At 36.5% G+C, this 13,591-nt stretch carries 13 protein-coding genes and 1 pseudogene; all 14 read left to right on the forward strand.

Annotated elements, in window-relative coordinates:
• Positions 1–6 precede the first annotated feature (6 nt).
• The 14 genes and pseudogenes from lptB (at position 7) to IPH52_14730 (ending at position 13,534) form a co-directional block, all read left to right on the forward strand.
• Positions 7–713, forward strand: a pseudogene (gene lptB, locus IPH52_14665) (LPS export ABC transporter ATP-binding protein).
• Positions 713–2,134, forward strand: a complete 1,422-nt coding sequence (gene rpoN / locus IPH52_14670) for an RNA polymerase factor sigma-54 (GenBank protein ID MBK7056260.1) — start codon at positions 713–715, stop codon at positions 2,132–2,134. Before lptB ends, rpoN begins: the two are co-directional and overlap by 1 nt.
• Positions 2,135–3,097, forward strand: a complete 963-nt coding sequence (locus tag IPH52_14675; GenBank protein ID MBK7056261.1) for an HPr kinase/phosphorylase — start codon at positions 2,135–2,137, stop codon at positions 3,095–3,097.
• Complete coding sequence (locus tag IPH52_14680) at positions 3,072–3,338, forward strand: HPr family phosphocarrier protein (protein MBK7056262.1); 267 nt, start codon at positions 3,072–3,074, stop codon at positions 3,336–3,338. Before IPH52_14675 ends, IPH52_14680 begins: the two co-directional genes overlap by 26 nt.
• Positions 3,335–5,155 carry a HAMP domain-containing protein gene (locus IPH52_14685; GenBank protein ID MBK7056263.1) on the forward strand — a complete coding sequence of 607 codons (1,821 nt, stop codon included), beginning with the start codon at positions 3,335–3,337 and terminating at the stop codon, positions 5,153–5,155. Before IPH52_14680 ends, IPH52_14685 begins: the two co-directional genes overlap by 4 nt.
• Complete coding sequence (locus IPH52_14690) at positions 5,155–6,498, forward strand: sigma-54-dependent Fis family transcriptional regulator (protein MBK7056264.1); 1,344 nt, start codon at positions 5,155–5,157, stop codon at positions 6,496–6,498. The genes IPH52_14685 and IPH52_14690 overlap by 1 nt, the downstream gene beginning before the upstream one ends.
• Before the next feature lie 14 nt (positions 6,499–6,512).
• Positions 6,513–7,667 carry a 23S rRNA (uracil(1939)-C(5))-methyltransferase RlmD gene (rlmD, locus tag IPH52_14695; protein ID MBK7056265.1) on the forward strand — a complete coding sequence of 385 codons (1,155 nt, stop codon included), beginning with the start codon at positions 6,513–6,515 and terminating at the stop codon, positions 7,665–7,667.
• Positions 7,668–7,669: 2 nt separating this feature from the next.
• Positions 7,670–7,888 carry a DUF167 domain-containing protein gene (locus tag IPH52_14700; protein MBK7056266.1) on the forward strand — a complete coding sequence of 73 codons (219 nt, stop codon included), beginning with the start codon at positions 7,670–7,672 and terminating at the stop codon, positions 7,886–7,888.
• Between the two features lie 52 nt (positions 7,889–7,940).
• Positions 7,941–8,606 (forward strand): SH3 domain-containing protein, encoded by a 666-nt coding sequence (locus IPH52_14705; protein ID MBK7056267.1) that lies wholly within the window; start codon positions 7,941–7,943, stop codon positions 8,604–8,606.
• 9 nt (positions 8,607–8,615) lie between these two features.
• The gene (locus IPH52_14710) at positions 8,616–9,443 is read left to right on the forward strand and encodes a hypothetical protein (protein MBK7056268.1); all 828 of its coding nucleotides are present in this window, start codon (positions 8,616–8,618) and stop codon (positions 9,441–9,443) included.
• Positions 9,440–11,401: a primosomal protein N' gene (priA, locus tag IPH52_14715; GenBank protein ID MBK7056269.1), complete on the forward strand. Its 1,962-nt coding sequence runs from the start codon at positions 9,440–9,442 to the stop codon at positions 11,399–11,401. Before IPH52_14710 ends, priA begins: the two co-directional genes overlap by 4 nt.
• A 186-nt stretch (positions 11,402–11,587) precedes the next feature.
• Positions 11,588–12,442, forward strand: a complete 855-nt coding sequence (locus IPH52_14720) for a pantoate--beta-alanine ligase (protein MBK7056270.1) — start codon at positions 11,588–11,590, stop codon at positions 12,440–12,442.
• A 32-nt stretch (positions 12,443–12,474) separates the two neighbouring features.
• Positions 12,475–13,011 carry an NfeD family protein gene (locus IPH52_14725; GenBank protein ID MBK7056271.1) on the forward strand — a complete coding sequence of 179 codons (537 nt, stop codon included), beginning with the start codon at positions 12,475–12,477 and terminating at the stop codon, positions 13,009–13,011.
• Position 13,012: 1 nt separating this feature from the next.
• The gene (locus IPH52_14730; GenBank protein ID MBK7056272.1) at positions 13,013–13,534 is read left to right on the forward strand and encodes an SPFH/Band 7/PHB domain protein; all 522 of its coding nucleotides are present in this window, start codon (positions 13,013–13,015) and stop codon (positions 13,532–13,534) included.
• Positions 13,535–13,591 lie beyond the last annotated feature (57 nt).

Raw genomic sequence — 13,591 nt, forward strand, 5'->3', positions numbered from 1 at the left:
TTTAAAATGGAAAATCTAGTTAAAATTTACAACAAAAGAAAAGTTGTAGATGGAGTTAGTTTTAAAATTACAAAGGGTGAAATTGTTGGACTCTTGGGACCGAATGGGGCTGGAAAAACAACATCCTTTTATATGTCGGTAGGTTTTGTGAGACCTGATTCAGGACATGTATTTATTGATGACCAGGATGTAACTGCAGCACCCATGTATCAAAGAGCAAGACTTGGAATTGGATATCTTGCACAAGAAGCTTCTATATTCAGAAAATTAACAGTCGCAGAAAATGTAGAAGCAGTGCTACAAACTTTAAATCTATCAAGAAAAGAAATTCAAGAAAGACGAGATGAGTTACTCATGGAGTTACAGATCATGCGAGTTGCCAATCAAAAGGCTTTACTCTTTCCGGTGGAGAAAGAAGAAGGTGTGAGATTGCACGCGCTCTTGCGACAAAGCCTGATTTTATTTTGCTAGATGAACCTTTCGCGGGAGTCGATCCAATTGCAGTCAAAGACATTCAGAACGTAATCAAGAGTTTGCGCGAAAGAGGACTTGGAATTCTAATCACTGACCATAATGTAAGAGAGACTCTGAAAATTACAGACAGAGCCTATATCATGTATAGCGGCAAAATACTAATATCCGGCGTAACACAAGAACTAGTGAATGATCCGGAGACTAGAAGAATTTATTTAGGCGAGGACTTTACACTCTAATGCTAAGCCAACAATTAGTTCACAAACAAACTCAGAAATTAGTGATGACAGCTGATTTACGTCAGTCTATCGAATTATTACCGTTATCCACTCTAGAACTAGCAGATAAAATACAGGCAGAATTAATTGATAATCCTCTTCTAGAAGAAGTATTCAATCCCGAAAAACCAAAATCGCCTGAGCTTTATTCTGTGACAGAAGTTCGTGATAAAGAAAAGAGAGAACTGAGTAAGAGCACAGAAGGTAACCTGCAAGATATGTATAATATCGAAGGTCCTTACAGGCACGACAATGAAGCAAGGGACAAAAATCAAAGTATGATTGAAGCTTCTCCCCTGAGAGAAAAATTAAGCGATCATTTGATGTCTCAACTACGACTCTTAGATATTACGGAAGAAGAATTAGAAATTGGGGAAATTTTAATTTCTATGATTGATGACCATGGATTTATCACAACTCCATTCGAAGAAATATCGAAAGAAATGAATTTAAGTCTGAAACTTCTAAAGAAGGTAATTCAGAGTATCCACCAATTAGATCCGATAGGAATTGGAGCGGCTAATATCCAGCAAACGCTCATGATACAAGCTAGGATTTTAAAACCAGAAGACGAAAATCTATATATTCTACTAAAAGATCATTTTAAAGATTTGGAAAAGCTAGATTATAAAAAAATTTCCAAGGCGATGAAAATATCAGAAGAAAAAGTAGAGCAGATTGCAAAGAGTATTAAAAAATTAGAACCTTATCCTGCCACATTATATATTTCAAAAAAAACAGACTATATTGTGCCTGACGTAGTCGTAAAAGAAACTGACGGTGAATTTACAATTCATATCAATGATGAATGGATCCCTAAAATTTCTATCAACAAAGAATACAAAAATGTTTTAGTAAAATCATGCAGTCCGGCAGATAAAGAATTTATTACAACGCGAGTCAATTCTGCTCAATGGTTGATTCGCTCTATTAACCAAAGACGTCAGACGCTATATCGAGTTATGAATTCAATTATTGATTTTCAAATTGACTTTTTTAAAAATGGTATTAATGACTTGAAACCACTCACACTAAAAGACATTGCTGATAAACTCAGTATGCACGAGTCTACTGTATCTAGAATCACAACGAATAAATATGTGCAAACATCTTGGGGAATTTTAGAACTAAAATGGTTTTTTTCTTCCGGTTTAAAGTCAGCAGAGGGAGGTAAGGAATCCTCTAAAAAAATTCATGATATGATTCGCACTCTAGTCAAAGAGGAAAGTGAGGATAATCCGCTCTCCGATCAAGATATAGTTGATATCATGGGCAAACGCGGAATTGAAATTGCAAGAAGAACAGTAGCGAAATACAGAAAGATCTTAAAGATACTTCCATCAAATCGAAGAAAAAGAATACGGGATTTAAAGGCGAGTTAGATGTCTATTGCGAGTATAAGTGTTGAAACAATTGTAAGGGAACATCCTGAATTAGAATTAAAGCTTATTTCAGGAGAAAAAGGAATTTCGAAAAAAATTTCCAATTCAGAAATCAATAGACCTGGTCTTTCTTTGACTGGTTTCTTTGATTTTTTTGCACATGATAGAATTCAAGTATTTGGAAAAGGGGAGTGGGCTTATTTGAATTCCCTTTCAGAGGAAAAATTACTTTCTATTGCTGAAAAATTCTTCTCTTATTCACTGAGTTGCATTATTTTTACACATGGGAACCCTCCTCAAAAAGAATTAATCAGCAAGACGGAAACTCTCCATATACCGCTCTTTGTGTCTCCAATGTCAACGCATAAATTCATCACACTGATTTCAGATGTATTAAATAAAAGTCTTGCCCCTAGAACGATGCGGCATGGAGTTTTGATTGAAGTATTTGGTATTGGAATTTTACTCTCCGGAAGAAGCGGTGTGGGTAAGAGCGAGACGGCGCTCGAATTAATTGAGAGAGGACATCGACTAGTTGCTGATGATATGGTGGAAATTCGCCGTTATTCGGAAAGTTATCTGATCGGAACTTGTTCTGATATTCTAAGTCATCATATGGAAATTCGCGGATTAGGTATTATCAATATCAAAGATATATTTGGAGTTGGCTCTGTGAGAGATAGCAAACTCATAGAACTCATTATTAATATTGAAGAATGGTCAGAGGAAGTTGATTATGATAGAACAGGTCTAGATGAAGAGACGGATGAGATACTTGGGGTGAAAGTTCCATTTTTAAAAATTCCAATTAAACCGGGGCGTAATATTCCAATCATTGTAGAAACGGCAGCCATGAATCAACGTCTCAAGAAAATGGGAACATATGGCGCACGCGAATTTAATAGCAAACTAACAAACTATATAGAGCAGATTAAAATTGAAAAAAGTCACATTAAAGATTAAAAAAGACGGACACGGAATGCATGCACGCCCTGCTTCTTTATTCGTGAAGCTGGCAAGTCAATTTCCTTGCGACATCACTGTGATTCGGGATGATGTTGAAGTTAACGGAAAAAGCATAATGGGGCTAATGATGCTTGCCCTCTCATCTGATGTAGAATTTACAATTACTGCTGATGGAAAGAGAGAAGACGAAGCTTTGGAAGTTTTAGAACAACTTATCCAAAACGATTTCCAGAAATGAAATTCTTTAAAGAAATAAAACTCTCCGGCGAAGGTAAGTATTATCTTAGAGACTTATATATTTTTCTTCTGAGTATTTTTATTTCCATTTTGCTTGCCGAAACCATTATATTTTCTGACTCGAATGCAATTGATTTAGTTGATAAAATATTCGTTTATATCTACATTATTTTTCCACTGTTTTCTCTTGCCTTGATTATTTCGTATATCTATAGAAATATTCGAATCAGACAAACTGGAAAGCTAAGAAGCGTTATCCGTTACCGCTTAACGCTAGCCTTTGTTTTTGTATCTATTCTACCATCCATTCCAATTGTGCTCTTTTCTTCGAATGTAGTTGGTCGTCTTGTGGAAAGTTTTTATCGAATTGACATTTCAGAAGCACTGAAATCAGCCATTTCTGACGTAAAACAGGCAGAGGAAGAAGATAAAAAAAACATAATCGCAAAGGCAAAGCTTTTACAAAGAGCGGTTACGAAGGGTTTTGCGCAACCTGAAAATATTTACACCAGAACATCCGAACTCGGTCTACTTCAAAGCGACAAATACTATGTCGGGATTATTAAAGGTGGTAAAGTAATTGCAGAGACAATTCCTCTCTATTCCATTATACTTTTGCAGAATTTCACAAAAAAGACAGATGAGCCTTACGAGAATTATACGCTCTATCAAAAAGATAAATCCTATATCTTAGTAAAAATTGCATCGAAGGAAACGGATAATTTCGTTATACTTGGAAGAAGAATGCATATCGGAAATGAAAAGAATACTTTCAATGTTATCTACACAGAAAATTCTTATAACTCTGCCGATTTATGGAAAGAAAAAGTCCCTTTTGCACTTCGATTTTCTCTCGGTGTATTCTTTATTATGATGTTTGGTATTTCGATTATCGTTTCTTTTCTTCTCGCAAGACAAATTTCCAGACCAATCGTTCAACTTGCTAGCGCAACACAACGAGTATCCCGTGGAGAGATAGACGTTCAATTGGATTTGAATGAAGAAGGGGAAATGGGAATCTTGATTGAATCATTCAATCAACTCACAAGAGATTTAAAAGCGAAGAACGAAGAGTTGCTGCACACACAAAGAATTGCAGCATGGAAAGAAGTTGCTCAGAAAATGGCACATGAAATAAAAAACCCACTGACTCCGATTCAACTTTCAGCAGAAAGAATTAGAAAGAGATTAGACAATCCCAATCGAGAAAAATTTGATGAAGTAGTTCGCAATGGAACAGAGACTATCATTGGTCAAGTTCGTGTGCTCGAACATTTAGTAAAAGAATTTTCAGAATTTGCAAGAATGCCAACTCCGATTTTAATCAATCAGCAGTTAAATCCAATTGTAGAAGAGTCTGTAAAATTATTTATCGACAGTATCAATATAAATTTTGTTTTGAAACTTTCTAAGAATTTGCCAGAAGTATTTATAGACAAAAGATTATTTTTAGGTGTAGTAAATAACCTTATAAAAAATGCTGTCGAAGCAATTCAAAATCATAGAAAAGAAAGTTCAGACACAAATGAATCACAGGATGAAATTCTGGGAACGATTCGAATTAGCACAAAGCTAGAAAAAAAACTCTTACGAAAGTCTGTCGTGCTCACAGTAGAAGACAGTGGACCTGGAATTTCTCCCGAGTTAAAAGAAAAAATATTTCAGCCCTATTATTCGACGAAAGGTGGACATGGAACTGGAATTGGACTTGCGATTGTAGAGAAGACGGTTTACGACCATCATGCGCACTTGAGCCTAGATGAATCGACTCTTGGCGGATGTAATTTTAAAATTGAAATTCCTCTTGAGGATAAATAATGAAAATTTTTATTTTAGATGATGAGATTGAGATACGAAAATCTCTTCGAAATATTTTAGAAGATGAAGACTACTTAGTAGAAGATTTCGCAAATGGAAAATCTTTACTCAAGGCTTTAGCAAAAGAAAGACCATCCCTTTTACTTTTAGACGTATGGCTGGGAAAAGAAGATGGACTTCAAATTCTAGATGAGTGTAAGAAGATTTATCCGCTACTTCCGATTGTCATGATTTCAGGGCATGGAACTATTGAGCTTGCAGTCAGTGCTACCAAAAAAGGAGCAGTTGATTTTTTAGAGAAGCCACTTTCTATCTCTAAGATTTTAGATACAATTAATACAGTGCTCGCAAAGCAAATCAATTCAGAAATTCCAGAAGTAAAATTAGAATTTGATCAGATTATTGGTGAGTCGCAAGCAATTAAGAAAGTCAAGTTTGCAATCTCGCAGGCTGCGTCAACTAACGCACGCGTTTTTATCTATGGAGAGAATGGAACAGGAAAAGAACTTGTTGCCAAATCCATTTATTTAAATTCAAAACGAAAAGAAAATCCATATATTGAAATCAACTGTGCTGCAATTCCAGAAGAGTTAATTGAATCGGAACTATTTGGATATGAGAAAGGAGCCTTTACAGGAGCCGTAGAAAAGCGAATTGGGAAATTTGAAGCGGCTAACAACGGAACTATTTTTCTAGATGAGATTTGTGATATGTCTTTGTCTACACAGGCAAAGGTGCTTCGAATTTTACAAGAGCAAAGATTTGAAAAGCTGGGAAGTAGTGAGTCTATTACGGTTGACGTTCGTGTGATAGCGGCAACGAATATTCCTGTAGAAGATGCAATCAAAGAAGGAAAGTTTAGAGAAGACTTATACTACAGGCTCAATGTAATTCCAATTATCATTCCCCCACTCAGGGAGCGTAAGCCTGATATACCTCTACTGTTAGATTTTTACATTCAGCATACGATTAAAGAAAATGATTTACCTTCTAAAAAATTAGACAACGAAGCGATTGCACTTCTGACTAATCATTTCTGGCCTGGAAATATAAGAGAGTTAAAGAACGTAGTCGAAAGACTTTGTATTATGACGATAGCCGACACTATCAAAGGAAAAGATGTAAAAGAAGCACTGATTGGTTTTAAAAAAGCAGAAGAAATTTTCGAGCAGGGCGATTTAAAAAAAGCCAAAGAAGAATTCGAGCGTCAATACATCATAAAGACTCTGCAACTAAATGAGGCTAATGTAAGTAAGACGTCCAAAATATTGGGTGTGGAAAGAACACATCTATACAGAAAAATAAAATCACTGAATATTCAGATTGATAACTTGAGCGACTAATGAATAACGAATGTATGCATTTCGGAATCTGCGCGGGCTGTGATCTTTTAGATTTGCCTTATGCAGAGCAATTAAAAGAAAAAGAATTAGAAGTAAAAGATATTTTCAGGGATTGGAAAAATCTTCCAATTAAGAAGACAATGCCAAGTCCAGAAGAGTATTTTTACAGACATAAAGTGCAACTTCCCTTTGGGCATAAAAAAGGCAAATACGAAGAAATTTTAACTCTAGGTCTTCATGCAAAAGATTATTCTAAGATTATTGATTTAAAGGAATGTAAAATACAAGACGAAGCTCTATCGGCTATCGCATGGGATGTGCGCGATTGGGCAAGAGAAGAAAAATACACTGCTTACAATGAAAGATATGATAGAGGATTCTTGAAATATCTAATTCTTAGAAAGAGCCATTTTTCGGGAGAAATTCTAGTTTGTCTGGTGACTTCAACACCGAAAGAAATTGTAAAAAAGAAATTGGAATCTTTGATTCTAAAAATTCAAACTACTCTTTCTAAACCAGAGCTAAAAGGAAAATCAATATTAGCCGGTATAATACAAAATATCAATAAAGAAAAAACTACAATGGCAATCGGGGATCACGAAAGACTTCTCTGGGGAAAAAAATATATTAAAGAAGAATTGGGTGGATTCAAATATAGAGTGGGGCTATCCACGTTTATCCAGGTGAATCCTTTTCAGACTCCAAGACTCTACGAAGAAATTATAAACAATGTTCCAGAAGGGGCTAATGTAATTGATGCGTATTGTGGAATTGGAACCATTTCTCTTTGGCTTTCCAAAAAAGCAAAATCAGTTTTAGGAATTGAAAGTAATCCTCACTCGATAGAATTCGCAAACATAGCAGTCAAAGAAAATAAAATTCGAAATGTAAAATTCTTAGTGGGTGACTCAGCAAGAATTCTTTCACAGCTAGAAGGCTCGCATGAAATTTTAGTTGTGGATCCACCAAGAAGTGGACTGGAAAGAAACTGTGTGAATGCAATTCTTGCGATGAATTTTAAAAAAATAATTTATGTTTCCTGTAACCCTGAAACGCTAGAGGAAGACGCTAGAAATTTATCCAGACAGTATACACTAAAATCTGTGCAGCCCGTTGATATGTTTCCGCAAACATTTCATATTGAGTCAGTTGCCATTTTTGAAAAATAAAAATGAAACTTTCTATTACAGTAAAACCCGGAAGCAAAAAGCCAGGAATCGAAATCATAACGGATACCGAGTGGCTCATTCGAGTGCGTGAACCTGCGACGGAAGGAAAAGCGAATCAGGCAATTATTGAAGCTGTCGCCGAAAAATTAAATCTTCCCAAATCCAGGGTGGCTCTTATACGCGGTAGTAAATCCAAGCAGAAACTGATAGAAATTTTGTAATGGAAAAAAGCTATACATTGAAGCTAGCATTGATATTTTGTAAAGGTTAATTATGAAACTTTGTTTATTCCTCATTCGAAATTTTTTCTTTGCTATTTCTTACTTGTTCTTTTTGGGAGAATTTCTCTCTGCTCAAACCACGCCCTCTGAAGAAATAAAGCAATATAGATTTGTAATTGCAAAGACGGGACTTACTCTTAGGACAAGCCCCGATACTGAAGGGGAAGCAGTGGAAACAATTCCCTTTGGTAAGGTAGTAGAGGTTATTACCGAGTTGCCCGAGACTGTAAATGTGCAGGGAAATATATCCAATTGGTTTGAAGTAAGATACAAATGGAACAAAGGCTATGTAGTCAGCGGCTATTTAAGTGAAGCCTCAGAAAGCCCTGAGAAGAAAGTTGTAAAGCAAAAAGAGTATTTTGCGACATGGAAAGGGGATTGGAAATGTGGAAAAGAATTTTCGAATCTCAAGATAAAAAAGAATGGTAGCTTTTCTGGTTGGTTGTTTGGTGGAGGAGATGATTCCGGCTGTGGTGGAAGTCCGGTGAAAGGAAGCTGGACGATTAATTCTTTGGGAGAAATTTGCCTAAGAACGAATGCGGACGAATCTTGCTTTTTTATTTTCAATAATAAGCTAATTGCGAATTTGAATTCTGCGGCAGGGTTCAAAGAAAATTATGAAAGTGAATTTATGAGTGGTCTCTCAAAGGTAAAATAGGATTAGCCGATGGAAACAAATCTATACAAAGAATTTGCGCAAGTCCTTTCCGATGTTGAATATCTAGTCGAAAGAAATGAATTTGAAATCTTTCGATTTGATTTTGAAAAAAATCCTAAAGATTTTCAATTCAAATGGAATCCAATTCTTACTAGCCCAACCAGGCAATCAGCCACAACAATTACAGCTAGACCAACAGTTCTAGATAAAAATTTTTCCTGTAAACTCTGTCCTAAAAAAATAGGGGCTATTCGTAATTTTACGCACCGCGGCACAAAACCTGTATTAGTCCTTCACTACACAAGTGAATTTAGAAAAGGGCAGCCTGCGCTTACAAAGTCAAATCCAAATTTAACGCTGAGGACAAGTGAATCAGAAGATTTATTTGATAGACTCATCAAAAAAGTCTTTGGCTTTAGCTCTAAAGAATTTTACTTTCAAGAATATCCTGCTTGTTCTTTTAATCACAATGGATCGAGCCCTGAAGATTGGAAAGATAGGATGAATGCCTGTGATACGCATGTGAAAGAAACAATTGAGTCACACGGGATAAATGCTGTTATCCTTATGGGCTCTGCCGCAGTATTGCGATTTGGCGTAGAAGGCGCAAAAGCTCGCACGGGAAAAATAGAAAATTTTAGCTTTGGAGGAATTGAATTACCAGTGCTTGTGATTCGTTCCCCCGAAGGAGTTTTCTCTCTCGAAGAAAAAAGAAAAAAACTTGAGTCAAACAAAATAAGCGACGCTTATAAGCAAGCCAAGAAAGAGGAAGACGAAGTGAAACTTTCTCTTGTAGAGCAATTAACTGGATTAAAAAATACGTTAGGTCTAAATTGATTCGATACGCAGAAGTTGCCATTAACCTTCCGATTAAAGACGAGGACACTTTAACTTACGAAATTCCTTACGAGATGAAAAATCTAGAAGTAGGGAAGCGCGTCGAAATAGAAGTTCGTAATAAAAAAATGGAAGGCGTTGTAATCGAAATCCATTCGCTGATTCCAAATTACAAAACCAAATTCATTCAGCGCGTTGTAGACAAAGAGCCAATTATCACAACTCCACAAATTGAACTCGGAAAGTGGATGAAAGATTTTTATGTTTCTACACTTGGGGAGTCACTCTATAAAATGATTCCTACAGGTCGAAGAAATATTTCGGGAGAAAAATTAGACATAGCCGCCGAATCCAAATTGTTAAAATTAAATCCAGACCAACAAAAGGCTTACAAAAACATTCGCGCCACATTTGGGACAGAATCTACACATTTACTTTATGGAATTACAGGTAGCGGCAAAACAGAAGTATACATTCATTTGATGTATGATTTGCTGAATAATACAGATAAGTCGGCAATTTTTCTAGTTCCCGAAATTAGTCTTACCGTGCAAATCTTAAAGCGACTTGAATTGATTTTTGGAGACCAACTGGCAATGCTTCATTCGGCAATGAAAGTGTCAGAGAAATTTCGTAATTACCAACAGATTCTAAAAGGCGAGAAGCGGATAATCGTGGGAACCCGCAGTGCTATCTTTGCTCCTGTAAAAAATCTAGGACTCATCATCCTAGATGAAGAGCATGACGGTTCTTACAAAGAGCATTCGAATCCAAGGTATCATGCAAGACAAATTGCGATGCAAAGATCTAAAATGAGTTTAGCAACTGTTGTGCTTGGCTCAGCAACTCCGTCCATTGAATCTTTTTATCATGCAAAGCGCGGCAATATATCGTTTCACACAATGAAAGAAAGGGCGAAATCAGCGGAGCTATCGAAAGTTTTCCTCCAAGAAAAAAAAGACGACAAGGATATAATTAGCGATACACTACTTTTTAAAATCAAACAGCGACTAGATAAAAAAGAGCAAGTAGTTCTGCTTCTCAATCGTCGTGGACATAGCCCGCTTATTTTTTCTAAAGCAGAAAAGAAAATGTTAGAATGTCCGAATTGTTCTACTAATCTTTGCTATCACAACAAGGGCAAAGCCATTTGTCATCTTTGTGGGTATAATGAGAGTTATGGGAAACTAAGTGATCGAATGAACGGTGAAATTGAACTCATGGGAGCAGGGACACAAAAGCTAGAAGAATATTTATTAGAAAAATTTCCAACTGCAATCATTGAAAGACTCGATCAGGATGCAACTAAGAACAAAGAAATATTAACCGATGTAATTGGTCGCCTAATAGCGCATAAGATTGATATACTCACAGGAACACAAATGATTGCAAAAGGTCTTGATGCTTCTCACGTAACTTTAGTCGGTGTAATCAATGCAAACACAGGACTCGGACTTCCTGACTTTAGATCGAGTGAGAGAGTCTATTCCCTATTAACCCAGGTATCCGGCAGAGCAGGGCGCTCTGAATTAAAAGGGGAAGTCATTATCGAAACTTCGAACAGCACTCACCCAGTGATTCAATTTGCAACAAGACAAAACTACGACGAATTCTTCGAACATGAAATTCTAGTGCGAAGAGATTTACTCTATCCTCCTTTTTGCAGGCTCATTCGTCTACTCACTCGCTCAAAACTAGAAACCAAATCAGCAGAATCCATCGAATTTATCAAAAAAGAATTAGATATTAGAATAGCAAAATCTGATTTAAAAGACGTAATCGTTCTAGGTCCCGCGCCTGCTCCCTTTTATAAAATAGATTCAAACTATCGAAATCATATAGTCATCAAATGCAATTCTCTCCAAAAGCTAAGGGATATTATCCGCCAAATCAAAATGTTGCCCTTACCCGCAGGTGTTTATTTGGAAATAGATATTGACCCGATGGATTTGGTATGAGGGGAAAGCTTTATACGAATACATTGCATTGTCCAATTACACTGCATAGTCCTTGCAGGCTATGCAGGAAGGTATTTCGCTCCGTTGGAGCTTAGCCCCGAATGGGGCGCAATATCTCAGCAAGCCCTTGCCGATGTATTTGTAAAGAATCATCTTAAACAATACTTTAACTAAAAGGAAACTTTTATGCAAATCATAAAAAACAAACAAGAACTAAACAAAGAAATTAAAAAGCTAAAATCCAATGGTAAGATAGTTGGCTTTGCTCCAACGATGGGATTTTTACATGAAGGGCACACTACGCTTTTTACAGAATGCAAAGCTAATACTGATATAACGGTGACTTCTATATTTGTAAATCCAGCTCAGTTTAATGACATTAAGGATTACGAGAAGTATCCACGAAATACTGAATCTGATTTGAAGAAGTGTAAAGAGGCTGGTGTGGATATTGTCTATTTGCCGGAGGTGGAAGATATTTATCCAGAAGGAAAAATTCCGGATCTAACCATGAAAATTCCTCATCTCATGAAAAGTCTTTGTGCTACTACAAGACCCGGACATTTCGAAGGAGTGCTTCTTGTGATTGCTAATTTATTTCACTCGGTTGAGCCTGACATTGCCTTTTTTGGGTTAAAAGATTACCAGCAATTTTTAATTATAAAAGAATTTGCCCGTGCGACTGGATTTAACATGAAAGTCGTTGGGGTGGAAACCATTCGGGAATCGGACGGCCTTGCAATGAGTTCTAGAAATGCGAGGCTTTCAAAAGAAGATAGAGAAGCGGCTACTTTGATTCCGAGAGCATTTAAGCTTTGTCGGGATTATATCTTTGCTCGGGGCAGAGATCCGAAGAAAGTCCGCTCTATTTTTTCAGAAGTGGTTTTAACTTCAGCGAAAATGAGAATTGATTATATCGAAATCTTAAACGCTAAGGATTTGAGTCCACTCGAAGAATTGACTGGTGAAGTCTTAATTGCCGTTGCAATCTTTTGTGGAGAAGTGCGGCTCATTGATAATATTCGATTGACATTAGTCTAACTCAAAATACCCTTCCGCTTATGGAGGTGATCATGGAATGTATCTTAAATCCCGGCGTCCCCTGTGATAATATTATGAACTATGCCTATGTGATTTGGCTTATCGTGGGAGTTCTTTTGATTACTTTGGAATTTTTAATTCCAGGTGTGTTCATTGTCTTCTTTGGAATCGGTGCGTTAGTTGCTGGAGGGTTTCATTATCTGTTCAATTTTGGAATCGGAATGCAGATTGCGATTTGGATTGCCTCCTCGTTTGCCGTTATACTCTTTGGTGCGAAGTTTCTAAAGGATTTATTTCCATCCGATCAATCCTATGAGCCTACAATGGTTGAGAATGTAAATGGTAGATTTGTATTGGTTATTAAAAATGTCCATGTAGGAAAGAAAGGTGGTAGAATTTCCTTTCAAGGAACTGATTGGGATGCTCTTTCGACTGACGTTGAAATTCCCAAAGGGAGCTATGCAAAAATAGTGATGCGAGATAATATCACCTATCAAGTTCAGAGCGCGACCGAAGATGAAATTCAAGCCTATTTGAATTCTATTAAGAAAGTAGAAGAGGAAGATTGATTTGTCGTTTTTACTGATTCGTCTTTTTTTAGTTGTAGGAATTCTTTTTCTTCTAGTGTATTTTCTTACCATTGTTATTGTTCCTGAAACTTCTTTTTATATCCAAGAGCGGCTAGGCAGGTATAGCCGCACACTCATGCCAGGATTTTATTTTCAAATTCCATTTCTAGATCGAGTTGCCTTTAAGATGACTCGTCAAGAGCAAACTTTAATCATCAAAGATTTACGCTGTCAGACTATGGATGGCGTTTTTGTTTTGATTGATTCCATTTTTATTTTTCAAATCCAAGATCCTGTGAAAGCAGCCTATGAAGCAGTTGACTATGTGGATGTTATTCTATACGAATTGCACAGTCATATTTTAGCCGAAATTCAAAACCATCAATCTGACGAAATACTGGCAAGACGTTTCGGAATGAATCAAAGTGTTGTCAAGCATACGAGTGAGCCTGCAAGGAAACTGGGGCTAAAAATAATCCGCTTCGAAATCCAACAAATGCGTCGAGATGGTAAAATCACTTGACGCTATAAAAGAAAAGAGCTTAAATGAAATCATATTTGAAAATGTTGAAATTTTATA

Source organism: Leptospiraceae bacterium (assembly GCA_016708435.1).
Classification (GTDB): domain Bacteria; phylum Spirochaetota; class Leptospiria; order Leptospirales; family Leptospiraceae; genus UBA2033.

Excerpts from the sequence above, each read along its gene's own strand:
- rpoN (MBK7056260.1), top strand. The coding sequence starts at position 713 with ATGCTAAGCCAACAATTAGTTCACAAACAAACTCAGAAATTAGTGATG.
- IPH52_14675 (MBK7056261.1), top strand. The coding sequence starts at position 2,135 with ATGTCTATTGCGAGTATAAGTGTTGAAACAATTGTAAGGGAACATCCT.
- IPH52_14685 (MBK7056263.1), top strand. The coding sequence starts at position 3,335 with ATGAAATTCTTTAAAGAAATAAAACTCTCCGGCGAAGGTAAGTATTAT.
- IPH52_14690 (MBK7056264.1), top strand. The coding sequence starts at position 5,155 with ATGAAAATTTTTATTTTAGATGATGAGATTGAGATACGAAAATCTCTT.
- rlmD (MBK7056265.1), top strand. The coding sequence starts at position 6,513 with ATGCATTTCGGAATCTGCGCGGGCTGTGATCTTTTAGATTTGCCTTAT.
- IPH52_14700 (MBK7056266.1), top strand. The coding sequence starts at position 7,670 with ATGAAACTTTCTATTACAGTAAAACCCGGAAGCAAAAAGCCAGGAATC.
- IPH52_14705 (MBK7056267.1), top strand. The coding sequence starts at position 7,941 with ATGAAACTTTGTTTATTCCTCATTCGAAATTTTTTCTTTGCTATTTCT.
- IPH52_14710 (MBK7056268.1), top strand. The coding sequence starts at position 8,616 with ATGGAAACAAATCTATACAAAGAATTTGCGCAAGTCCTTTCCGATGTT.
- IPH52_14720 (MBK7056270.1), top strand. The coding sequence starts at position 11,588 with ATGCAAATCATAAAAAACAAACAAGAACTAAACAAAGAAATTAAAAAG.
- IPH52_14725 (MBK7056271.1), top strand. The coding sequence starts at position 12,475 with ATGGAATGTATCTTAAATCCCGGCGTCCCCTGTGATAATATTATGAAC.